Annotated in this window: 19 protein-coding genes; 5 read left to right on the top strand and 14 right to left on the bottom strand. The window is 43.6% G+C overall.

Annotation, left to right across the window (positions count from 1 at the left end):
• Nucleotides 1–294 precede the first annotated feature (294 nt).
• The 6 genes from AB5618_RS06940 to AB5618_RS06915 all read right to left on the bottom strand — a co-directional run bounded on the left by AB5618_RS06940 (nucleotide 295) and on the right by AB5618_RS06915 (nucleotide 8,870).
• Entirely contained in the window at nucleotides 295–1,428 is a 1,134-nt protein-coding gene (locus AB5618_RS06940) for a hypothetical protein (protein ID WP_368366605.1), read from the bottom strand.
• A 10-nt stretch (nucleotides 1,429–1,438) separates the two neighbouring features.
• Nucleotides 1,439–2,854: an MBOAT family protein gene (locus AB5618_RS06935; protein ID WP_368366604.1), complete on the bottom strand. Its 1,416-nt coding sequence runs from the start codon at nucleotides 2,852–2,854 to the stop codon at nucleotides 1,439–1,441.
• Between the two features lie 253 nt (nucleotides 2,855–3,107).
• Nucleotides 3,108–4,712, bottom strand: coding sequence for a xylulokinase (locus AB5618_RS06930; RefSeq protein WP_368366603.1), 1,605 nt, complete (start codon nucleotides 4,710–4,712; stop codon nucleotides 3,108–3,110).
• Nucleotides 4,713–4,815: 103 nt separating this feature from the next.
• A complete protein-coding gene (gene araA, locus AB5618_RS06925) occupies nucleotides 4,816–6,315 on the bottom strand; it encodes an L-arabinose isomerase (RefSeq protein WP_173734934.1) in 1,500 nt (499 codons plus the stop codon).
• A 127-nt stretch (nucleotides 6,316–6,442) separates the two neighbouring features.
• Complete coding sequence (locus AB5618_RS06920) at nucleotides 6,443–7,534, bottom strand: GntR family transcriptional regulator (RefSeq protein WP_173734935.1); 1,092 nt, start codon at nucleotides 7,532–7,534, stop codon at nucleotides 6,443–6,445.
• Between the two features lie 316 nt (nucleotides 7,535–7,850).
• Nucleotides 7,851–8,870, bottom strand: coding sequence for a low specificity L-threonine aldolase (locus tag AB5618_RS06915; RefSeq protein WP_368366602.1), 1,020 nt, complete (start codon nucleotides 8,868–8,870; stop codon nucleotides 7,851–7,853).
• A 554-nt stretch (nucleotides 8,871–9,424) separates the two neighbouring features.
• Between AB5618_RS06915 and AB5618_RS06910 the strand changes: the two genes are divergently transcribed.
• On the top strand, nucleotides 9,425–10,561 hold the full coding sequence (locus tag AB5618_RS06910; protein WP_148461773.1) for a sodium ion-translocating decarboxylase subunit beta: 1,137 nt from the start codon (nucleotides 9,425–9,427) through the stop codon (nucleotides 10,559–10,561).
• Nucleotides 10,562–10,888: 327 nt separating this feature from the next.
• Here the strand turns inward: AB5618_RS06910 and AB5618_RS06905 are convergent, their stop codons facing one another.
• Together AB5618_RS06905 and AB5618_RS06900 are read right to left on the bottom strand one after the other, a co-directional pair.
• Entirely contained in the window at nucleotides 10,889–12,058 is a 1,170-nt protein-coding gene (locus AB5618_RS06905; RefSeq protein ID WP_368366601.1) for an ATP-binding protein, read from the bottom strand.
• 267 nt (nucleotides 12,059–12,325) lie between these two features.
• Complete coding sequence (locus tag AB5618_RS06900; protein WP_118581793.1) at nucleotides 12,326–12,769, bottom strand: DUF1700 domain-containing protein; 444 nt, start codon at nucleotides 12,767–12,769, stop codon at nucleotides 12,326–12,328.
• Between the two features lie 557 nt (nucleotides 12,770–13,326).
• On the opposite strand from AB5618_RS06900, the gene AB5618_RS06895 reads away from it, so the two are divergent.
• A complete protein-coding gene (locus AB5618_RS06895) occupies nucleotides 13,327–15,012 on the top strand; it encodes a formate--tetrahydrofolate ligase (protein ID WP_148461776.1) in 1,686 nt (561 codons plus the stop codon).
• Between the two features lie 187 nt (nucleotides 15,013–15,199).
• Here the strand turns inward: AB5618_RS06895 and AB5618_RS06890 are convergent, their stop codons facing one another.
• Complete coding sequence (locus tag AB5618_RS06890; protein ID WP_173717512.1) at nucleotides 15,200–16,072, bottom strand: phosphoribosylaminoimidazolesuccinocarboxamide synthase; 873 nt, start codon at nucleotides 16,070–16,072, stop codon at nucleotides 15,200–15,202.
• Nucleotides 16,073–16,398: 326 nt separating this feature from the next.
• On the opposite strand from AB5618_RS06890, the gene AB5618_RS06885 reads away from it, so the two are divergent.
• Entirely contained in the window at nucleotides 16,399–17,199 is an 801-nt protein-coding gene (locus tag AB5618_RS06885; protein ID WP_195379500.1) for a Cof-type HAD-IIB family hydrolase, read from the top strand.
• A gap of 108 nt (nucleotides 17,200–17,307) precedes the next feature.
• Here AB5618_RS06885 and xylB read toward each other — a convergent pair whose 3' ends face one another.
• The 5 genes from xylB to AB5618_RS06860 all read right to left on the bottom strand — a co-directional run bounded on the left by xylB (nucleotide 17,308) and on the right by AB5618_RS06860 (nucleotide 22,525).
• Nucleotides 17,308–18,774, bottom strand: coding sequence for a xylulokinase (xylB, locus tag AB5618_RS06880; RefSeq protein ID WP_118581799.1), 1,467 nt, complete (start codon nucleotides 18,772–18,774; stop codon nucleotides 17,308–17,310).
• Nucleotides 18,775–19,013: 239 nt separating this feature from the next.
• Nucleotides 19,014–20,495: an L-fucose/L-arabinose isomerase family protein gene (locus tag AB5618_RS06875; protein ID WP_195379498.1), complete on the bottom strand. Its 1,482-nt coding sequence runs from the start codon at nucleotides 20,493–20,495 to the stop codon at nucleotides 19,014–19,016.
• 166 nt (nucleotides 20,496–20,661) lie between these two features.
• Nucleotides 20,662–21,279 (bottom strand): DUF4867 family protein, encoded by a 618-nt coding sequence (locus AB5618_RS06870; RefSeq protein WP_195379497.1) that lies wholly within the window; start codon nucleotides 21,277–21,279, stop codon nucleotides 20,662–20,664.
• Between the two features lie 206 nt (nucleotides 21,280–21,485).
• Complete coding sequence (locus AB5618_RS06865; protein WP_368366599.1) at nucleotides 21,486–22,349, bottom strand: helix-turn-helix domain-containing protein; 864 nt, start codon at nucleotides 22,347–22,349, stop codon at nucleotides 21,486–21,488.
• Nucleotides 22,328–22,525 (bottom strand): DUF6783 domain-containing protein, encoded by a 198-nt coding sequence (locus tag AB5618_RS06860; RefSeq protein ID WP_319017295.1) that lies wholly within the window; start codon nucleotides 22,523–22,525, stop codon nucleotides 22,328–22,330. Before AB5618_RS06860 ends, AB5618_RS06865 begins: the two co-directional genes overlap by 22 nt.
• Between AB5618_RS06860 and AB5618_RS06855 the strand changes: the two genes are divergently transcribed.
• Together AB5618_RS06855 and AB5618_RS06850 are read left to right on the top strand one after the other, a co-directional pair.
• Entirely contained in the window at nucleotides 22,445–22,618 is a 174-nt protein-coding gene (locus AB5618_RS06855) for a DUF6783 domain-containing protein (RefSeq protein WP_319017296.1), read from the top strand. The two genes, AB5618_RS06860 and AB5618_RS06855, sit on opposite strands and share 81 nt — an antisense overlap.
• 160 nt (nucleotides 22,619–22,778) lie before the next feature.
• Nucleotides 22,779–23,057 carry a type II toxin-antitoxin system HicB family antitoxin gene (locus AB5618_RS06850; RefSeq protein WP_118581811.1) on the top strand — a complete coding sequence of 93 codons (279 nt, stop codon included), beginning with the start codon at nucleotides 22,779–22,781 and terminating at the stop codon, nucleotides 23,055–23,057.
• Nucleotides 23,058–23,183: the final 126 nt, after the last annotated feature.

Here is a 23,183-nt window from a genome sequence, read left to right as displayed (position 1 = left end):
ACGGATTCTGCAATCTTTCTGTTGCTGTTCGCTGGTAACATTTCCAACTGCTCTCATTACCAGTTAAGCAGCCAGTTTCTGTCAACGATCCACCACAGACCATACAGTGATCCATAACAGACATATCTGACAAAACAAGTTAATATCAGAATAGCATTTGCCGAACTTATTGTCAATAACCCATCAATATTCTGACGATTCCTGTGACGAAAAAGTGTGACCACTAAAACAAAATTTTTCCCACAAACAAATCCTATAATTCCGGACAGGCTCTGATATATCATATTGTACCATTTACTCTCCACTGTCCTGTATAATATAACTATCCAGTTTTTCCATATACCTCTGGTCACGCTCAACAGTAATCACAATCACGTCATCCGGTTCATATTTATCCAAAAGCTCCTGGTCAAAATCATCAATTCTCACAAATATGGTTTTCTGATAGCGATAGGGCATGTATTTTTCAAGGCGGAGTCGAAAAGAATCCCCGATCACCATTAAAGTTTTCTCATTATCCGAATTGGATTTAAACACTTTCAGGATCTCCTCGCCGCCTTCGCTCTCCTCTTTTTTCACCTTGTAACGGATACCATCATGAAAATACTTCAACCCATATTCCCTGTCATCATCCAGCTCTTTATATCGCCCGATCATCCTGGACAGATCCCCCCTGCAAGGCTTAGTCCCGATCATAACCTGAATATCTTCGATTGGCAGACTTTCACCTGTCATATCCTGTACAATTTTCTCGTTGGTAATATATCCGCCTAAATTGTTCATGTGAGTATCATATTTTCGGAACAGCTGGTATTTTTCAGTAAACTCCCTCAGATAATCTGCCAGAAAATCAAATTCCACGTCGGAATTTTCTTTCATATATTTTGCAAAAGTCTCCATTCTGGAATCCCCGATTCCAATCATCTTTGGCTTCTCCGGCATATACTTCGAATAAAGTGTCTCTTTGTTGGGAGCCACGTAGTAATGGAACTGTTCCACGCCCCTGTTCAGGAACCAGTCCCGTACTTTTGCAATTCCGGATGCAATTTCCGCACTTTGTTCCAGTGTATACACATTGGTTTTCTGGTAATCTGCCATGGCATTTTCTCCCTCCCTTTCCGGCAGGTAAAACAGCCAGTTATCTTCTCCGATCACCACATCCCCGATCTTTGTATTGCGGAAAAATTCCGTATCAATAAAGTTGCAGAACTTCACCAGGTCATTTTTGAAGGGCACATGATCCTTATAATACGCCTCAAACTGCTCCGGGAAGTCTCCCAGAGATCTCAGATTCACCTCTGGAAATTCAGCCAGTTTTCTGTTTTCATTGTTTTCCGTATCAAATCTGCCGGAAAATCCAGCCCACACCACTCCTGGCAGAACCAGACTTCCTGCAAATAATACGATCAGAATTTTCTGTTTTCTCATATGCTTCCTGTTAAAATCTGAAATAAATAAACGGGTTATAGCTGTTATTTACAAGTGCCGCCACACTCAGCCAGAAAATCACCAGACAGGCGATCATTCTCGGAACTGTCACCATTCCATTGGCAGGGATTTTTCCAGCGGAATGTACCCGGACCTTCTCATATATCTTCTGCAAAACTCCTGCAAATAAAACACCCATAACGATCAGAAAGATCATTTTGCTGTCAAGATATGCAGAAAGAAGAATGGTTCCTCCATGTGCCACAAACATATTTCTCACATAAGTGAAAAACAGGGAAATATTTTCTGCACGGAACAGAATCCATCCAAAAAACACCGCGGTCACTGTGTAGCCCCAGCCCACGATTCCAGGCAGTTTTTCCAGTTTTTTCCCAAGCCACACACGTTCCAGTATAAGAAAAAAGCCATGATAAAGCCCCCAGAGGATAAACGCCATTCCAGCCCCATGCCACATTCCGGTAAGGAAAAATACGATAAGCAGGTTTCGATAGGTGCATGCCGCGCCTTTGCGATTTCCTCCCAAAGGAATATAGACATAATCGCGAAACCAGGAAGACAGGGAAATATGCCATCTGTGCCAGAATTCCTGCACAGAACCAGCTGTATAGGGATAATTGAAATTCTCCTGGAATTCAAATCCGAACATTTTTCCAAGACCAATGGCCATATCGGAATATCCTGAAAAATCGTAATAAATCTGCATCATGTAAAGAATTGCGCCCAGCCACAGAGCCTTCCTGGATACCGCATATGGACCATATTTAAAAATTTCATCCACCACACGGGCAAAGGAATTGGCAAGGAGAACCTTTTTCCCAAGTCCCCAGCAAAAACGCATTATCCCGGCTGCAAATTTTCGGATAGTCTCTTTTCTTCCTGTAATCTGAGCTGCAATGTCGCGATATTTTACAATAGGTCCTGCGATCAGCTGTGGAAAAAAGGAAATATACAAAAGCATATGCCAGAAATTGTGCTGTGCCGGCACCTCTCCCCTGTACACATCGATCACATAGGACAACGCCTGGAAAGTATAAAAAGAAATTCCAATTGGAAGCGCCACCTGAAAAAGAGTGGTTCCTGTTCCATCTGCTGAAAAAAGTCCGGTTATGGCTTCTGTCAGAGTGCCAAAATACTTGAAATATCCCAGCAACCCCAGATTAATAATCAAAGTTGCCACAAGAATCTTTTTTTTCCTGGTCTGATATTTTTCAATCAGAATTCCGCCGGTAAAATTCACCGCCACGGAAAACAGCATAAGGAAAACATAAAGTGGCTCTCCCCATGCATAAAAAAGCAGACTGAAAAATACCAGGATTCCATTTCGGATTTTTCCGGGACTTATATAATATGCTGCCAGTACTAAGGGCAGAAAGATCCATAGAAAGAGCATCGAGCTGAAAACCATGTGTATCTCCTTTATTTTTCAAACAGGCTCCAGAGCATGTTTGTCTGTCAATGCTCAGTATTATAACATAAAAGACCCTCCCCATACCAGTATCCTGAAAAAATTCACATTCTGGTATGAGAAAGGTCTCCGTTTTTTAACTGAGAGAAAAATCCATCCGTTCTCACTTATTTCGTATTATAACTGCACAGAACTTTTTTCGCGTGCAGATTACGGGAATGATCTGAGGCATACCCTCCTCATTCCAAGCCACTTACCAGATTTTGGAGTCCACAGCTGCGCGCTCGATCGGCAGGCCTTTCATATATCTTTCCATGAACATATTAAAGCCTTCCACACCCTCCGGATCTGGATTCAGGGTGCTTCCCTGATTTCCTGCAAATACCTTGGTATCCAGGAAGTCTTCCAGGGTCTCATTCTCCTCTTTATTTACAAGATAGGAAGCGAGCACTGCAATTCCCCATGCACCGCCTTCACCGGCAGTCTCCATAACAGAAACCGGGGCATTTACAGCATCTGCAAGGATCTGCTGTCCAACACCTTTTGTCTTAAACAGTCCGCCATGACCAAGAAGACGGTCAACCTTTACCCCCTCTTTCTTAAACAGGATGTCAAGACCAACTCTCATAGCGCCAAGGCAGGTATAAAGATTGGTTCTCATAAAGTTGGCAAGGTTGAATTTGCTCTCTGGAGAGCGTACAAACAGTGGTCTTCCTTCTGTAAATCCAGTCATATGCTCACCGGAGAAATAGCAGTAGGATAAAAGTCCGCCGCAGTCCACATCCCCTTCCAGAGCCTTGTTGTATAAGGTTCCGAAAAGCTTGTTCATATCAGCTTCCATTCCCATTGCTTCTGCAAACTCACGGAAAATATTTACCCATGCATTCAGATCAGAAGTACAGTTATTAGAGTGTGCCATTGCAACCGGATGTCCGGATGGAGTCGCAACCATATCAATTTCAGAATATGGTGCAGATAACTCCTTCTCCAAAACAATAGAGGCAAATACAGAAGTACCTGCGGAAACATTTCCGGTACGCTTTGCAACGCTGTTGGTAGCTACCATTCCAGTGCCAGCGTCACCTTCCGGCGGGCACATAGGAATTCCGGCTTTCAGCCTGCCTGTTACATCAAGAAGCTTTGCTCCCTCTTCTGTCAGGCAGCCAGCGTCCTGTCCCGCAACAAGACATTTCGGCAGAATGCCGCGAAGCTTCCATGGGAATCCATAAGAAGCAACCTGCTCATCGAACTGCTGAACCATTTTTTCATTGTAATCCCTGGTAGTGCTGTCCACCGGGAACATTCCTGCAACATCGCCAATTCCAAGAACTCTTTTTCCAGTCAGTTTCCAATGTACATATGCCTCCAGAGTGGCAATGTAATCAATATCTTTTACGTGAGGCTCGCCTTTTAAAATTGCCTGATACAGATGTGCGATACTCCATCTCTGAGGAATATTATACTGAAAAAGTTCGGACAGTTTTCTGCTTGCCTCTCCCGTAATATTATTTCTCCAGGTTCTGAACGGAACCAGAAGATTTCCTTCTTTGTCAAATGGCATGTAGCCGTGCATCATGGCACTGATTCCAATAGCACCAACGCTTGTCAGCTCCACACCATATTTCTCCTCTACATCCTTTGTCATCTGCTGATAACAGTCCTGCAGACCGGACCAGATATCTTCCAGACTGTATGTCCATACACCATTCTCATAGCGGTTCTCCCACTCGTGTCCGCCGGATGCGATTGGTGCATTATTTCCATCTACCAGAACTGCCTTGATTCTTGTGGAACCGAACTCGATTCCAAGTGCTGTCCTGTTATCCAGGATTGCCTGCTTTGCTTCTGCTGCTCCCATGTGTAAAATCCTCCCGTTGTCTTTTTATAATGTGTAACATTCTTCACTGTTCAACCCAACGCCGTAAACAGGCTCCAGAGCGTGTTTGCCATTCTATGCGTTTTTACCTTCGAAACGCAATTTCATTCCAGCGAAGCTCATTCTTGAAGTTACGGATTGTAGTATCTTTGTCAATGTATACAGCTTCAATTCCCATTGCTGCAGCCCAGTCACCCATCTGCTCTGCTGTAAGATCATAAGTAAAGGCAGTATGATGTGCTCCACCTGCAAGGATCCATGCTTCTGCGCCGGTAGCCAGATCTGGCTGTGGTGTCCAGAATGCACTTCCTACAGGAAGCTTCGGCATAGGTTTCTCAACCTTCTTGCAATCTACATCATTGATGATCAGACGGAATCTGTCCCCCAGATCAACAAGGGATGTTGCGATTGCAGGGCCTGTCTTGGATGTAAATACAAGTCTCGCAGGATCCTCTCTCTCTCCCATACTAAGCGGGCAGACTTTGATAGCTGGCTTGCCATCCGCTACGGATGGGCAAACCTCTAGCATATGTGACTGCAGGATTCCCTCTTTTCCAGGAACAAGATTGTAGGTGTAATCTTCCATCATGGAGGTTCCCTTAGCGTCCTTCATGCCTGCTGTCATAATCTTCATCAGACGAACCATTGCAGCTGTTTTCCAGTCACCTTCTGCGCCAAATCCATAGCCCTTCTCCATAAGTCTCTGGATTGCCAGTCCCGGAAGCTGCTTCAGTGCTCCAAGATCACCGAAATGAGTTACGATTGCCTGATAGTTTTTCTCTTCCAGGAATTTCTCAAAGCCTATCTCAATTCCTGCCTGTACTGCTACATGACGTTTGAATTCTTCCGGGTCTCTTCCCTCAGAAAGAATGTCATATTTATTATAATATTCTTCCACAAGAGCGTCAATATCTCCCTTGGAAACAGCGTTCACATATTCTGCGATTTCATTTACCGGATAGGCATCAACTTCCCAGCCAAATTTAATCTGTGCTTCTACCTTATCCCCCTCTGTAACGGCAACATTTCGCATATTGTCAGCCACACGGCAAACACGGATGTGGCTGCTCTCCATAATACCAACAGCAGTTCTCATCCAGGAAGCCAGACGCTCCTGAACCTTTTTGTCAGCCCAGTATCCCACAATTACCTTTCGCTCAATTCCCATGCGGGTTACCATGTGACCATACTCGCGGCCACCGTGTGCGGACTGATTCTCGTTCATAAAGTCCATGTCAATGGTGTCGTAAGGGATTTCCTGGTTGAACTGTGTGTGAAGGTGGCAAAGAGGCTTTCTGTATTCTTTCAGACCAAGTATCCAGGATTTTGCCGGGGAAAAAGTGTGCATCCAGGTGATCACACCAGCACAGTCTTCATCAGCATTTGCCTCATTGAAAGTCTTACGGATAAGTTCATTGGTAATCAAGGTTGGTTTCCATATAATCTCGTATGGAAACATACCGGATTTGTTCAGCTCTTCCACAATAATGCGGGAATGCTCAGCTACTTTACGGAGACACTCATCTCCATAAAGATCCTGTGAACCTGTACAAAACCAAAATTTGTAATTTCTTCCTGTTTTCATTGTAAAAATCCTCCTGTTTATTATATTTTTGTAAATATTGTTATTGATTCAATTTTTCAAACGGTAGTTTGCAATGTATATTTCCAATTGAAAGGGAACAATTATCAGTGATTCTTTGCAGCAAATATCATTTAAGCCTTCTGCAGGAACCACGAACAATTAACTCCGGCTGAATCAGACGTTCTACTTTGCTGTCCTCTTCTGACACTCCATTGATTTTTTCTAATATCAATTCTGCTGCCATCTCTCCAAGCCGCTCCTGTGGATGGGCAATGGTTGTGATTCCGGTTCCGCGCTGGGCATAGAGGGAATTGTCATAGCCTGTAACGGAAATATCCTTTGGTACTTGAAGACCACAATCTTCAAGAGATTCAATCACCTGCACAGCAATCTGATCATTGTAGCAGACGATTCCATGAGGAAGCGATCCGGTTTTTACCATTTCTTTTACCATCATAGATGGTTTACTCCGCCGGTCTTCGGTGTGGAACCATACTACCAGATCTGGATCATAAGGAATACCAGCCTCCTGCAATGCCCTCACATACCCTTTATGTCTCTGGATACCCTGAATGTCATCTGCCTTGAAAAAACCGGTAATCCTGCGGTGTCCCTGCTCCAAAAGGTACTTTGTCACCAGATAGCCGCCCCTGGCATCATCCATAAGAATGTGGGGCTTGTCCTTCATTTCCGTGTAAATTCCCTGGATAAAAATGTATGGAATCTGATATTTCTCCAGATTTTCGTAAAGGCCAGGATGCCGACAGCTAAGCTGGCTTTTACTTGGCTCTATGATCAGACCATCAATATCTTTCTGAAAAAGCTCTTCTAGACATTTTGCCTCTTTCTGACGGCTGTTACCTGTATTTTTCAAAATGATGCTGTAGCCCTGCTCAGACAGTACATTATCCATTCCCTGAATCAGCCTTGGAAAAATGTAGTCGGAAATATAAGTTGTCACTACCGCAATGTTTCTGGACTTTTTCATATGGCGCATTTTCTCGGAACAAAAAGTTCCTTTTCCATGGCAGGCTTCTATATAGCCTTCCTGTTCCAGAAGACTAAGTGCCTTTCGCACCGTATGCCGGCTGAGGGAATATTGTACTGTAAACTGATTCTCTGATGGCAGCTTCTCTCCTGGCTGAATCCTGCCGGAAATGATTTTCTCTTTTAGTTCTTCCATCAGGGTAAAATATTTTGGCTTGCCATTTTCAGTCATTCTTCCTTCCTCCTGTTTCCATCTTACAACTTGTACGCACATACGGACAAGTTGTTGTGTTTGGATATTGTATATAAAATAATCAGCTACATTTTATGCTCTTTTAACAAATGTTGGGGATTCTAAAATGAAAGAAGTGAAAACATAAGATTTTATTTACAGAATGGCTATGTAAATCAACGCTTACATAGCCATCTGTTTTACACAAGTGTTATCTCATTTACACAATGGGCATCCGAAATTCATGCTTTCACAGGACCTTACCGCCTGCACGATAACAAACAACACTCGCGAAACATAACTTTTTCTTGTTTTATTACAATGTCTCAATCAGCGAGTCAATGTCTTCCATTTTCGTTGCCCAACTTGTTGCAAAGCGGACTACTGTATGACTATCATCATATTTTTCCCAGAAGCTGAACTTCACTTTTTCGCCCAATTCCTCCATTTTCTTATTTTCCAGGATAACAAAAATCTGATTGGTTGGGGAATTAATGAAAAATTCATAGCCCTTCTCTTTTAATGCAGCTTTCAGTTTTGCAGCGGTTTCAATAGCATTTTTACTGATTTCCAGGTACAAATTTCCTGTGAAAAGAGTATCAAACTGAATTCCAAGCAGTCTGCCTTTCGCAAGAAGCGCTCCCTGCTGTTTGATCATAGTAAAGAAATGTTTCGGTGCTTTCTTCGGAAAAACGACTGCTTCACCGCACAGGGCACCAACCTTGGTTCCTCCGATATAAAATACGTCTGTATAATTTGCAATATCTTTCAAAGTCACATCTGTCTCTGCCACCAGTCCATAGCCCAGTCTGGCTCCGTCCAGGAATAGCGGGATCTCATATTCCCTGCATACACTGGAAATATCTGCCAGTTCCTGCTTTGTGTAAAGAGTTCCGTATTCTGTCGGATGTGAAATATAAACCATGCCTGGAAAAACCATGTGATCATAGCTTCCGTCTGCGTAGTAGGTCTGGAGATAATCTTTCAGATCTGCGGCAGAAATTTTACCATTGTCCTGGGGAAGTGGAAGAACTTTATGTCCGGTAAATTCTATTGCTCCGGCTTCGTGCGCATTTACATGACCGGTAACTGCGGAAAGCACTCCTTCATACCGGTTCAACACGGACGCGATCACCACTGCATTTGTCTGGGTACCCCCTACCAGGAAATAGACCTCCCCATCCGGACAGCCACATGCCTCTTTTATTTTTTCCTTCGCCTGGTCGCAGAAAGGATCCTGTCCATATCCCGGAACCTTTTCCATATTGGTTTCCATTAATCTTTTTAAGATTGCCTCATGAGCACCTTCGCAATAATCATTTTCAAAATACAGCATGATGTAACTCCTTTGTTCCATATTTTTTGCTTGTACCATACAGGTATATTTTACTTTGATTTCGTTTTTTAATCATATACCTGCCCTGAATTTTTTACAAGAAAAATGTTTCCGGATAACAGTTCCGTAACCAAATGGCCAATAAATTCTTTCTTTTATATAATTCAGGGTTGACATTCCCACCTTTGCCGAATTATAATTACCACAACAAAATACATTTGCAGTCACGCTTCAATAAAAGGGAGTAGCTGGCATATCAAATGCACTGTTTCTGGTTTAGTGCATTTTTGTATATGGATTTTCATGCGTCAGAACGGTAGACAGTTCCATGAATCTGTCGCCCGCAGAAAATTGAAATGGCAAGACTTTTATTACAATAGTCGCATATCTTCAGATATGCAGTATTGTAATAAAAGTCTTTTTTATACCCCAAAAACAGGTTATAAAATGCCTTCCCTACAAGGCTTTCATTTTTTATAACAATATTAACATTATGCAAGTATTTTTATCTATTTAAGCACTTACATTCAAACACCCAAAAGGAGGAAAAAGAAATGGAATTTTTAACAGACGGAATCCTTGCATTAACCTGGCAGCAAATTGTGATGTTTGCCGTCGGAATCACCCTGATCTGGCTGGCTATCAAAAAGGGATTTGAACCAGCCCTGCTTCTTCCAATGGGCTTTGGTGCCATACTTGTGAACCTGCCTTTTTCCGGAGTTTTAAACCAGACTCTGGCTGGCGGGATCCAGGCAAACGGAGTCATTGAATGGCTGTTCCATGTGGGAATTGAAGCCTCAGAAGTCATGCCGATTTTACTTTTCATCGGAATTGGCGCTATGATCGACTTCGGTCCCCTGCTTTCCAATCCCTCTTTGTTCCTGTTTGGCGCAGGTGCACAGCTTGGAATTTTTGCTGCAATTTTACTGTCCACCATCCTTGGATTTGACCTAAAAGACGCTGCTTCTATCGGAATCATCGGTGCTGCCGACGGACCTACTTCCATTCTGGTATCCCAGGTCCTGAATTCCAAATATATCGGCGCCATTGCAGTTGCCGCCTATTCCTACATGGCACTTGTCCCAATTGTACAGCCCTTTGCCATCCGACTTGTCACTACAAAGAAGGAACGCTGCATTCACATGGAATATAATCCGAAATCCGTTTCCAAAACCATGAAGATTGCTTTTCCCATTATAGTTACTGTAATCGTGGGGCTGGTAGCACCTCAATCCGTTGCGCTGGTTGGATTTCTCATGTTCGGCAACCTGATCCGGGAATGCGGCGTCCTGGGCACCCTGTCCGACACAGCCCAGAATATTCTGGCAAATCTGATCACCCTGCTTCTTGGAATCACCATTTCCTTCAGCATGCGTGCAGACCAGTTTGTAACAAAAGAGACCTTACTGATCCTGGTGATCGGACTTTTTGCTTTTGTCATGGACACCATCGGCGGCGTTCTCCTGGCAAAATTTATGAATCTTTTCCTGAAAAAGAAGATTAATCCTATGATCGGAGGCGCCGGAATTTCTGCATTTCCAATGTCCTCCCGTGTAGTTCAGAAAATGGCCATGGAAGAAGATCCCACAAATGTAATTCTCATGCAGGCCGCCGGTGCCAACGTGTCCGGACAGATTGCTTCTGTAATCGCAGGCGGCATGGTTATCAACCTAGTAACAAAATTTTTATAAAAATTTTTTATAATGAGGAGGGTCTTATCTATGAATACATCCAATATCATTATTGCACTTGAAATCATGGCAAAGGGAATGGCAGGAATCTTTACTGCTATTCTAATCATCATTCTTTGTGTATGGCTTCTCGGAAAAATTGGAAAATAAATACTCCAATATTTCTATAGCGCTTCTCTTTTCATCCCCGACAAAAAAACGAGCCAAGGTCACATGCATCATTGACCTTGGCTCAATATTTTTACTAGAGCGTTTCGTAAATAACTATACCAATCGCGTAGGATGTAGATCCGAGTGTACAGATCTAAAATCCACATTTTCTCTCTGTTACTCTGCTGCATCGGCAGCATTCTCAGAGGCAGAACCGGGCTCTCCATCATAATTTTCCAGGAAAGAATGTCTCACACCATATTGCTTATATCCCACAACTGTATCAATATTTACATTCTCTACACTCTTGAAAATGTTTCCCTCTACAAACGGGTTCACCTTTTTCAGGTCACGAATCAGTTCCTTGATTTCCACACGTTTGGAACGGTTCTCGTTATTGCAGGTAGTACAGGTATCTGTAAATTTACATGCACACTGAATAAAATGGAGATCATTGTAATCACGCCATGCCTTAATATCATCCTCCCGCACCAGATACAATGGACGGATCAGTTCCATTCCCTCAAAGTTGGTGCTGTGAAGCTTGGGCATCATAGTCTGTACCTGGGCACCGTAAAGCATGCCCATAAGAATGGTCTCAATCACATCATCATAGTGGTGACCCAGTGCAATCTTGTTGCAGCCCATTTCTTTTGCAAAAGCATAGAGATGCCCGCGGCGCATTCTTGCGCAAAGATAACAAGGGGATTTCTCCACATTAAATACAGACTCAAAAATATCAGACTCAAAAATACGAATAGGAATATTTAACCTTCTGGCATTTTCCTCGATCACCTGACGGTTGGCAGGACTGTAGCCCGGATCCATAACCAGAAATTTCACCTCGAAATCAAATTTATTATGAAGCTTCAGCTCCTGGAAGCACTTTGCCATCAGCATGGAATCCTTGCCGCCGGAAATACAGACTGCGATCTTATCTCCCGGCTTCACAAGCTCGTAAGTATTGATCGCCTTGGTAAACCTGGACCAGATTTTTTTCTTAAATTTCTTGCGAAGACTGATCTCCACATTTTTTGCAAAATCTTCGTCTTGGGAACTCTTCATGGCATCCATAAGCCAGGCAATGTACCCTTTCTCAAGGCTTACTGCATCCAGCCCCTCTCCCTCAAGCTTCTTAGCGATTTCTTTACTATTGATTCCGCGGCTGCAGCAAATAACCAGTTTTCTGGTCTTATCCACTTCCGGATTCTCCATGATTTCCTCTGGCTTACAGGCCAAAGCACCCTTAACAGCGCCATGGGAAATCTCAATCTCGTCGCGGATATCAATGATCTGATAAGACTCCGCTGGTAACCTTTTTAATTCTTCTATTGTTATACTGCTCATTTAAACCCTTCCCTAAATATATTCTGTAATGTCCATACTTTATATCACAATCTCAACAAAACTGGTTACTGTTCACTCCGTTCACAGTAACGCGCTTCGCGTTGCACAGAAGAACCCTTGCTGAATATGATTTTCTAAAGCATGTCCAACATTTTTTCTTACAAAACGGACGTGTCGTCTACCGGCGACATCTCTATATATGAAAATCAGCTGCTGTGCAGCTGCGACACTCCCGTAGCTGCCGTCCGGGACGTTTATAGTATCATGTTAATTCCGATTCTTAATCAGTGACACAATAAACAAAATCAACGCCAGTACCGCAAAAAACGGAATCACTGCCACCAGAATATGAAACAGCAAAAAGACGACTATCAGCAGGATCACCACGCCCAGAAGCTTACTGTACCAGGTATCAAACCGCCATACATGTACATGATTCCGGCTGGAGCTCTGGGTATTCTGTGCGTCATCCGAATAGGTGCTGTACTCCTCATAATCCAGCTGCCCGTTATCCACATCTGTATCCAGCAAAGTCCTGGCGATCAGCCTTGGATCTCCTAGTTCATCAAGAACCTGCTGCTCATCGCGTCCACTACGTACCTGTGACTGAATATAATCTTCATAGTAACGCACATGCGCCGCCACCTTACCCTCATGCATCTGTCCGGACAGCTGACTTCTCAATGTATCCAGAAATTCTGTTCTATTCATTCAATTATTCAACCTTTCTTATATAAAACCACGAATCATTATCCTGTTTTAAACAGGCTCTGTGCATTTTCTATTCTAACAATACTTGCCCTCATACGCAACTATCCAAGTCATAAAATTTTTATGAAGTCTGAAGCGGAGATTGCATTTTTCCATTCAGACAGATTTTCTCCACATTCAAAGCATTTGTTATTTTTCACAAATATGCATCGTCTTTTTTGACAATAATGCTGTCTGTTAATTTATTGACAAAATGTTTTTTTAATGATACAATGAACACATCAATTGAAAAGCTTCTGAATACTGACGGATCGTGGAGTTAACCACAGGGACTTCAGGAGCAGATCATGAGGATTACTGTTTACAGCTGCTGCACCATATTTTGCAGACAGCATAGACCGTAATTTCCAGCCGACCGTCTGGGCAGTATTTGAATCATCAGATACTGCCCTTTTTTTACCGGGAGGTACCTCTGACATGAGGGAAATACCGTTGTCTTTTTAAGAAGCGGTCATATAAAAACCATTTAATCTTACACAACGAAAGGAGCTTTTATTATGGGGTTTAAAAGTGACATCGAAATCGCACAGGAATGTGAAATGAAACCAATCACTGAGATTGCAGCTAAAGCAGGTATTGAGGACAAATATCTTGAGCAGTATGGTAAATACAAAGCAAAAATCGACTACAATCTTCTGAAAGAAACAGATAAGAATGATGGCAAACTGATTCTGGTTACCGCTATCAACCCGACTCCTGCCGGAGAAGGAAAAACCACTACTACAGTAGGTCTGGCAGACGCAATGCAGAAGCTTGGCAAGAACGTTATGGTAGCTCTTCGTGAGCCATCCCTTGGACCGGTATTCGGTGTAAAAGGCGGTGCAGCAGGCGGCGGATATGCGCAGGTAGTTCCGATGGAAGATATCAACCTTCACTTCACAGGTGACTTCCACGCAATCGGCGCAGCAAACAACCTTCTTGCAGCAATGATCGATAACCATATTTTCCAGGGCAATGCTCTGAACATCGACCCACGTAAGATCACATGGAGAAGATGTGTGGATATGAACGACCGTCAGCTTCGTAATGTAGTAGACGGACTTGGCGGAAGAACAAACGGTATGCCTCGTGAAGACGGCTATGACATTACGGTAGCTTCCGAGATTATGGCTGTTCTCTGTCTTGCAAGTGATATCAAAGACCTGAAAGAAAGACTTTCCAGAATCATCATCGGTTATACATATGGCAAACCATCAGAGCAGAAACCGGTAACAGCTGGTGACCTTCATGCAGAGGGCGCTATGACTGCCCTTCTGAAAGATGCTCTGAAACCAAACCTTGTTCAGACACTGGAGCATGTACCTGCAATCGTTCACGGCGGACCATTCGCAAACATTGCTCACGGATGTAACTCCGTAACCGCTACCAAGATGGCTCTGAAGCTTGCTGATTACACCATCACAGAGGCTGGATTCGGTGCTGACCTTGGTGCAGAGAAATTCCTTGATATCAAATGCCGTATGGCTGGTCTGAAACCAAATGCAGTTGTTATCGTTGCTACTGTCCGTGCACTGAAATACAATGGCGGCGTTCCGAAGGCTGATCTTAACAATGAGAACCTTGAGGCTCTTGAAAAAGGTCTTCCAAACCTTTTGAAACACGTAAGCAACATCAAAAATGTTTACAAGCTTCCATGTGTTGTTGCAATCAATGCATTCCCAACAGATACCAAGGCAGAGCTTGACCTGGTAGAAGCAAAATGTAAAGAGCTTGGCGTTAATGTTGCACTTTCTGAAGTATGGGCAAAAGGCGGCGAAGGCGGTATTAAATTAGCTGAGGAAGTAATCCGTCTTGTTGAAGAGCCAAATGACTTCACATATTCCTATGAACTTGAAGGCTCTATCGAAGATAAGCTGAACCAGATTGTTCAGAAAGTCTATGGCGGTAAGAGAGTTGTTCTTACAGCTAATGCCCAGAAACAGGCAAAACAGCTGGAGGATCTGGGATTCGGAAACTGCCCGATCTGTGTGGCAAAAACACAGTACAGCTTAACAGATGATCAGACCAAGCTTGGTGCTCCTACAGACTTCGAAGTAACAGTTCGTAACCTGAAGATTTCTGCAGGTGCAGGCTTCATCGTAGCCCTCACAGGAGAGATCATGACCATGCCAGGTCTTCCGAAGGTTCCGGCTGCTGAGAAAATTGATGTAGATGAAACCGGTAAAATCACAGGACTGTTCTGATTTTTACAGTGTCAGCCAGGTTCTGGTGTAAACCCAGACCTTAAAACGTGTTTGAAAAAATCAACGCCCGGGAGACCCAAACTCCCGGGCGCTTTTACATATAAACCAAGTGTACCCTTTGAAAAGAAAATAAAAGACTTTATCAGCCTGCCAGGGACAGACGCCCTGGCAGTATTATGTATATTGCTTATTTCAGTTTCTCCCCTGTAAGCATCTCATATGCCTGGAGATATTTGTCGATTGTCTTGTCCACAATTTCCTGTGGAAGAGTCCAGTCGTTGTCCGGGTTTGCTTTCAGCCAGTCACGGGCAAACTGCTTGTCAAAGGATGGCTGGCCATGACCTGGCTCATATCCATCTGCCGGCCAGAATCTGGAGCTGTCCGGTGTAAGCATCTCATCACCAATAACAATATTACCATTTTCATCCAGTCCAAACTCAAATTTGGTATCTGCAATAATAATACCTTTGCTTAAAGCATACTCAGCACATTTTTTATATAATGCGATGGTGTAATCACGAATCTTCTCTGCATATTCCTGGCCATGTCCCGGATAGTATTTCTCAAGATGGGTAACGCTCTGCTCAAAAGAAATATTCTCATCGTGGTCGCCGATCTCAGCCTTGGTAGAAGGTGTGTAAATAGGCTCAGGCAGCTTGTCAGACTCTTTCAGACCTTCCGGAAGAGTAATTCCGCAAACTGTACCATTCTTCTGGTAGCTTGCCCAGCCGCTTCCAGTGATATATCCACGAACGATGCACTCAACCGGGATCATATCCAGCTTGCGGCACATCATGCTGTTTCCGTCAAACTTATCCTGCTGGAAAAACTCCGGCATATCTTTTACATCAACAGAAATCATGTGGTTCGGCAGGATATCCTGGGTCATATCAAACCAGAACTTGGACATCTGTGTAAGAACAGTGCCTTTCTTCGTCACTTCGTTGTTCAGGATCACATCAAAACAGCTGATACGGTCTGTCGCAACCATGATCAGGCTGTCTCCGTTGTCGTAAATCTCGCGTACTTTGCCTTCTTTAACTGGCTTCATTTCCTGCATAGCTTTACACCTCATCACTTTTCTATTTTTCATTTTTGTAAAAGTCCCAAAGGCATGACTGTTTCACAATCTCAGCCTGCCTGTCTCCGCTTTTACAGCACCCAATTATTTTACCATTTTGCAAACAAAAAAACAATTCTCTTAAATGCCGAAATCAAGGCATCTTTTCCCGAAATCCATGTGAATCTTCACATGTAACCATTCAAAGTGATTGATTCCTGCACTATCTTCGTTTTATAATAAGAAAATATAACCAGCAGGATACTCTGCCTGCGAGGGACATTTCAGCTCACAAAACTAATTTACCATATATTCCAGGAGGCACTATGATCTATAAATTTGCAGCCGCCGACATGGACGGTACTTTATTAAATGACAAAAACGAAATTACACCATACACCATCGAAATAATCCGGCAGGCAGCCGCGCAGGGACTGATTTTCTCCATTTGCACCGGGCGCCCCATTCAGGGAGTGGAGCGCTATCAGAAACAGCTGGGCATTCAGGGACCTGTGATCACTTATAATGGGGCTATGATCCTGGATTCTGCTGACGGACGCGTTCTGTATAGACAGGAGCTGAAAGCTGACGATGCGCGTCTGATTCTGGAAGCAGGACTGAACTATGATACTACCATGTGCATCTGGTCGGACAATAAATTATATGGGAACAAGCTGAATGACCGGATTCAGGAATACAGCCAGGCTACCAAGGTAACGCCCCTTCTCATGCCATCTATCGACGAGCTTTTGGCGCAGGGGATTACGAAAATTCTCTGGTATGACGATGTTTCCCAAATTCAGCAAATAGAAAAAGAGCTACGGAAAACAGCTCATTTTCATAACGTAACTTTTTGCACCTCCAAGCCCTTCTATCTGGAGTTCTTCAACAGTAAGGTGTCAAAGGCTGCAGCTATTGATTGCATTGGTAAGCTCTACAATTTCACCCCCGCTGAAACTATCGCTATCGGCGACGGTTTCAATGACCTCTCCATGATCCGCTATGCTGCCCTTGGCGTTGCCATGGAAAATGCACCAGATGGCGTGAAAGAGTCTGCGGATTATATCACTGCACGCACTAACAATGAGGATGGTGTTGCAGAAGTTCTGGAGAAATTTGTTTTATAGAATCATGACTATACAAAAATGGTGATTGTGTTAATTATTTCACATTCAACACAATCACCATTCTATTAATCCGTTTTAAACCAAATTATGTCCGCCTTGCTATATCTCTTACAGATTCTTAAACAACGGCTTCATAGCCGGATACAGTTCTTTGAACTTCTGGTATCTCTCCTCATATTTCGCAGCCAGTTCTGGAGTAGGCTCTACAGTATCCACTACTTTTGCAAGCTTCTTGCCAGCAGTCTCAACGTCCGGATAAACACCGCATCCTACTGCTGCCAGCATAGCACCGCCAAGGGATGGTCCCTCTTCCACTTCCAGAACGTCAACCTTAATATTCATAACATTTGCAATAATCTGCTTCCACAGCGGGCTCTTTGCACCACCGCCACAGATCTTGGTACGCTCAATTTTAATTCCAAGACTCTTTGCAACCTCCAGAGAATCACGAAGTGCGAAAGCAACTCCCTCCAATACAGCCTGAGTCATATCTGCTCTTGAGGTGTCCATGGACATGCCGAAGAATACGCCTCTTGCATCTGGATCGTTGTGTGGGGAACGCTCGCCCATCAGGTATGGCAGGAAGAATACGTGATTCTCACCAAGCTTCTGGATAGGCGCCTGCTCTGCTGCGAAGTCCTTCGTTCCAAGAATCTCCTCGGCCCACCATTTATTACAGGAAGCAGCGCTGAGCATACATCCCATCAGATGATAGCTTCCATCTGCATGGCAGAAAGAATGAAGGGCATTGTGCTCATCTACACCAAAATTCTTGCTGGAAATAAATACAGTTCCAGAAGTACCAAGGGAAATATTGCACTGTCCATCACCAACTGTTCCAGTACCAACAGCTGCTGCCGCATTGTCTCCAGCACCAGCGATAACCTTTACATTCTCAGAGAAGCCAAGCTCTTTAGCAACCTCTGGCTTCAGTGTTCCAACAACCTCCCAGCTCTCATAAACCTTCGGAAGCTGCTCCTCTTTCACACCGCAGATTTCCATCATTTCTTTAGACCAGCAGCGATTCTTTACATCCAGAAGAAGCATACCTGAAGCGTCAGATACATCTGTGCAGAAGGAGCCGCTTAAACGATAAGCCAGGTAATCCTTTGGAAGCATGATCTTCACAACTTTTGCAAATTTCTCTGGCTCATTTTTCTTCATCCACAGGATCTTCGGAGCAGTAAAGCCGGCAAATGCGATATTTGCAGTATACTGGGAAAGCTTGTCCTTTCCGATCACATTATTCAGATAATCTGTCTCTTCAGAAGTACGTCCGTCATTCCACAAAATTGCAGGACGAATTACCTGATCCTGATCATCTAAAGTTACCAGTCCATGCATCTGTCCGCCGAAGCTGATTCCGGCAACCTGGGAGCGGTCAATGCCCTCTGTCAGTTCTTTCATACCAGCCATACTCTGGGTATACCAGTCTTCCGGATTTTGCTCAGACCAGCCCGGATGCGGGAAAAATAATGGATATTCTTTTGATACGATATTACAGATTTTTCCGGATTCTTCCATAAGAAGAAGTTTTACTGCGGAAGTACCAAGATCAACACCGATAAAATACATTTTTATCCTCCTTAAGTTCATGCCTTAGGCGTTCCTTCTAGGCTTTCCGGCCAGAACCCTCTTAGAATGCTCTGCCCGCCTATTCTAAAAACAGCCGTACCGCATAAAGTGGTACGGCCGTTTCTATATACGCCTATAATTCTATTCAAATCGTCCCTTCCTGCTTTTTAAGCAAGAAGCAATCATTCTACATTGCTCTCAACTTTGTACACAGCAATTACTTACTGTTTATTTAAGCATTAGCCCCATGGATTCTCTGTAGGATATCTTACACCAGCTGGCTGGTTGTAACCGATCTTCTTAACATCAAGTCCAAGGAATTTCACTACTTCGTAGAATGCCTTTCCATAATGTCCGAACATAACTGCACCGTGATGCGGGTAGTTGCCCTCGATCAGTACGTGACGGTAGAATCTTCCCATCTCTTTGATTGCGAAGATACCAATACCACCAAAGGATCTTGTAGGTACGTCAAGAACTTCACCTTCTGCAACATAAGAAACAAGCTCTCCCTCAGAGTTGCACTGCAGACGATAGAATGTAATATCAGAAGCAGCGATATCTCCCTCCAGAGTTCCTCTTGTGAAATCTGGCTCAGATCCTTCCGGCTCAAGAAGTCTGTGCTGGATCAGCTGATATTTAACAGCTCTGGAATCGCACATCTTGCAGGCCGGAGTATTTCCGCAATGGAAGCCCATGAATGTATCGGTAAGCTTATAATCATATTTGCCCTTGATATCCTCATCATAGATGTACTGAGGAACGGAGTTGTTGATGTCAAGCAGTGTAACAGCGTCATTGGAAATGCAAAGTCCGATGTACTCGCTAAGAGCTCCGTAGATATCAACCTCACAGGATACCGGGATTCCTCTTGCAGCAAGACGGCTGTTTACATAGCATGGCTCAAATCCAAACTGTGACGGGAATGCAGGCCAGCATTTATCAGCAAATGCAACGTATTTTCTTGCTCCCTTGTGAGCCTCAGCCCAGTCAAGAAGAGTAAGCTCAAACTGTGCCATCTTAGCATTAAGATCTTCATAATATTTGCCTTCGCCCATCTCTTTTGCCATATCAGCACAGACATCCGGGATACGAGGATCATTCTCATGCTCTTTAAAGGAAACAAGAAGGTCAAGCTCAGAGTTCTCTTCAATCTCAACGCCCAGCTCATAGAGTCCTTTGATCGGTGCGTTACATGCGAAGAAGTCCTGTGGACGCGGTCCAAAGGTAATGATCTTCAGGTTACGAACACCGATAACGGCACGTGCAACTGGTACGAAGTCAGCGATCATGGTAGCAATGTCAGTTGCAGTTCCAACCGGATATTCCGGAATATAAGCTTCAAGATGACGCATCTTTAAGTTGTAGGAGCAGTTCAGCATACCGCAGTAAGCATCGCCACGACCATTGATCATATCGCCATCGCCCTCAGCAGCAGCTACATACATGCAAGGTCCGTCAAATCTCTCAGCGATCAGGGTCTCTGGAGTCTCTGGTCCGAAGTTTCCAAGGAAAACAACAAGTGCATTACACTCAGCTTTGTTTACATCCTCGAGAGCCTTCTCCATGTCTTTCTCATTCTCAACAGTTACTGGACATTCATAAAGCTCACCCTTGTAAGCGTCCATGATAGCTGCGCGTCTCTTCTCAGAAAGCTGAATCGGGAAACAGTCACGGCTTACTGCGATTAATCCAAGTTTTACTACTGGTATATTGTTCATAATAGGTATTCCTCCATATTTTAATTTTTTAAGAAACTTTCAATTGTGGTAGCTATGTAAGCTCCTCAGGTCTCAATATTCATTTTTCAAACAGACTTTAGTAGTTACCCACCAACAACGTGTCGGTTTATCTTCTGAAAAAAATGAGCAACTATGAATTATTTTATCAGTCAATTGTGATATTCTCACCCTTCAGACCATTAAATGCGCCAGCGATCTTCGCATCCTCATGTGCGATCAGCCATTTGTTCTTGGCTGTCATCAAGCTGTCCTCTCCCATCTTCTCAGTCTGGAAAGTAAGGTCTGTGTTAGTTCCTTTCGGAAGTACAACAACACACTGGAAACCGCCCTCATTCACATGACATGGTGCGTAGTGAAGTGTGGTAGCGTATACCTCGATTCCGGTTCCTGCCGGTACAAGGAATGCCTCGATCTTAGATGTATCATAGGTATGATCCGGCTCAATGTCCTGCTGATGTCCGATAAGAAGGACAAGATCTGTAACCGCTACATTGATCTCGGAATTACGATGATACTCCACTGCATTCAGCTTCTTGTTATGGCCGTTGCAGTATCCGATCTGGACCGGCAGCCCGCCGTATCCCTTATTCTGCAGGTCCTTCATAATATCCAGTGCCTCCAGCTCCTCAACAGATGGAACATAGATTACGTCCTCTGGAACCGGAGTGTGTTTCATCTCCTTGATAAGACCTGTAAAGTCGTATCCCTCCAGCACCTGTCCATATTTACGGAATGCCGGATCTGTTACTTTCTGAATCTTCACGATTAACCTCCTTTTGCGCATATCAGAATGCGGACATGGCTGCTATCTGCCACTCTCACAGCAGTCCAACATGCTCATACTCAAGATTCCCGAACCAGCTGCTGATCTCAGTCTGCCCTGGTTCTTTCTGCATGAAAAAAGCATACCATATTCTGATATGCTTTACGACGGTTTTCTTGTCTTATCTATAGCACTTTTTTGACATTTTATTCTTTTGGAGTTGTATTAAATTTTTGTCTTACTTCGCTTGGAAGTCTGTTATATTTCTTCTGAAACTCTCTGGAAAAGGCTCTGCTGCTGGCAAAACCGTTGTCCAGGGCAATCTGGCTCACTGTTTTCTCTGTATTCATCAGTTCCCGACATGCATAAGACATGCGAATTTCCTGTAGATAAGTCTTAAAATTGATTTTTGCATACTTTTTGAACATTCGCGACAAATAAGCGTCTGAATAGCCAAATAAATTTGCCATCTCAGAAAGTTTCAGTTCTTCTGTATAATGCTCACGCATATAAGTGGTAATTTTTGACAAAGCATCCAGTCGTCGGCTGTCCTGAATTTCCTCCTGTGCAGCCTCGGTCTCACGATAATCCCTTACCATCAGGTACAAAATATTGTAGTACAGTGCCATAGTCCGGTACTCCCATCCTTCTTCACGGGCACGGTACACCTTATAAAGCTCCTCAATAAAAAATGCCAGCTTCCGGTTATCCGGAGCCTTGGACTTCTGATCCTTTGCTACACGGGCTGCACTTGTAAATCGGATAAACCGCTGGGCAGTAAAATATTTTTCGAACTGCTTTAGTGGAATCTGCAAAACCACAGTCTCATTTTTCCTGGGGGCGTGAATGGAGTGGATCTCATTGGAATTGATGATGATCAGCCCGCCAGCCTCCAGGGGGTACTCTTCTTCATTAAGAAAAAAAGTCAGTCTGCCTTTTAGCACTGCAAAAATCTCAATTGAGGTATGCCAGTGTTTTTCTCTTTCGTAATTGCCGTGTCTGCCTTCAAATAAAAAGATTTTGAAAGGAAGACCTTCGTTTGGTATGATCAATTCATGCTGAAATTCCAAGATTTCACCTCCGGCAGGTATATTTCTATAAAGCCGCGCCATTTTCTTTCAGTTCCGAACCGGCTAGAGCGTGTTTGAAAAAGGCTTTCTGCAAGATGTGCGTCACAATTTGTGGGAGATTTCGCTCGGATGAGGGCGCCGTAGCGGGCTACGGCAACCGAATTCGGGTGAAATATACCGCAAAGTGGGGCGTGCAGATTGCGGGAATGATTTTTCAAACACGCTCTAAAGTCTCTTGCTGTAAGAATATCATTTTCCCCTATATTTGACAATCCTGTTTCTTAGATTCTTTTTGGCTCCGCTGCCACGTCTTTTCTCGTTTCGTATTTTCTTAAATACAAGTTTTTTCTTATCTTGTATTTACCAGCTCAAACGCTTATAATTGAAATTAATTTTCAATATGTTATTTTTATTTTCGGGAGGTTTATCATGAAATTTATATATCCTGCTGTTTTTAAGAAAACCGAAGATGGTCGTTATAAGGGAACTTTCCCAGACCTGGAAGGCTGCTTCGGAGAAGGAGACACTTTAGACGAAGCTATCGAAAGCGCTAACGCTGCTGCATTCGACTGGATTTCTGTAGAGCTCTCCGAAGAAGTTCCAGAGCTGCCTCCGATCACAGATCCAGATGATATGGAATTAGAAGATGAGGATGTGGTCAGAAATATCCAGGTGAACATCCGGTTGTATGATGGGTGGGATGAATGAAGTTTACCGTGAGTGTTTGAAATGTCCGCTTACGTTCCAGACTTCACTGACTTACCTAATAAGTCCAAAATGGGGAGGCAAAGCCTCCCCATTAATTTTATCACTGTACCTGGTCAGAACCTTCTC

Origin of the sequence: Ruminococcus sp. J1101004sp1_RTP21198st1_B9_RTP21198_201120 (assembly GCF_040924245.1) — a bacterium.
In the GTDB taxonomy this organism is placed as follows: Bacteria; Bacillota; Clostridia; order Lachnospirales; family Lachnospiraceae; genus Blautia_A; species Blautia_A faecis.
Note: the sequence above shows the minus strand (reverse complement) of the source record. Positions and strands in the feature narration are given on the sequence as shown.

Bases quoted from the DNA above. Each gene is read 5' to 3' on its own strand.
- AB5618_RS06935 (WP_368366604.1), bottom strand. From the start codon at position 2,854: ATGGTTTTCAGCTCGATGCTCTTTCTATGGATCTTTCTGCCCTTAGTA.
- AB5618_RS06920 (WP_173734935.1), bottom strand. From the start codon at position 7,534: ATGACTGAAAATGGCAAGCCAAAATATTTTACCCTGATGGAAGAACTA.
- AB5618_RS06940 (WP_368366605.1), bottom strand. From the start codon at position 1,428: ATGAGAAAACAGAAAATTCTGATCGTATTATTTGCAGGAAGTCTGGTT.
- AB5618_RS06895 (WP_148461776.1), top strand. From the start codon at position 13,327: ATGGGGTTTAAAAGTGACATCGAAATCGCACAGGAATGTGAAATGAAA.
- AB5618_RS06915 (WP_368366602.1), bottom strand. From the start codon at position 8,870: ATGCTGTATTTTGAAAATGATTATTGCGAAGGTGCTCATGAGGCAATC.
- araA (WP_173734934.1), bottom strand. From the start codon at position 6,315: ATGAAAACAGGAAGAAATTACAAATTTTGGTTTTGTACAGGTTCACAG.
- AB5618_RS06850 (WP_118581811.1), top strand. From the start codon at position 22,779: ATGAAATTTATATATCCTGCTGTTTTTAAGAAAACCGAAGATGGTCGT.
- xylB (WP_118581799.1), bottom strand. From the start codon at position 18,774: ATGTATTTTATCGGTGTTGATCTTGGTACTTCCGCAGTAAAACTTCTT.
- AB5618_RS06910 (WP_148461773.1), top strand. From the start codon at position 9,425: ATGGAATTTTTAACAGACGGAATCCTTGCATTAACCTGGCAGCAAATT.
- AB5618_RS06890 (WP_173717512.1), bottom strand. From the start codon at position 16,072: ATGCAGGAAATGAAGCCAGTTAAAGAAGGCAAAGTACGCGAGATTTAC.
- AB5618_RS06900 (WP_118581793.1), bottom strand. From the start codon at position 12,769: ATGAATAGAACAGAATTTCTGGATACATTGAGAAGTCAGCTGTCCGGA.
- AB5618_RS06930 (WP_368366603.1), bottom strand. From the start codon at position 4,712: ATGGGAGCAGCAGAAGCAAAGCAGGCAATCCTGGATAACAGGACAGCA.
- AB5618_RS06875 (WP_195379498.1), bottom strand. From the start codon at position 20,495: ATGAACAATATACCAGTAGTAAAACTTGGATTAATCGCAGTAAGCCGT.
- AB5618_RS06885 (WP_195379500.1), top strand. From the start codon at position 16,399: ATGATCTATAAATTTGCAGCCGCCGACATGGACGGTACTTTATTAAAT.
- AB5618_RS06905 (WP_368366601.1), bottom strand. From the start codon at position 12,058: ATGAGCAGTATAACAATAGAAGAATTAAAAAGGTTACCAGCGGAGTCT.
- AB5618_RS06855 (WP_319017296.1), top strand. From the start codon at position 22,445: ATGTGCGTCACAATTTGTGGGAGATTTCGCTCGGATGAGGGCGCCGTA.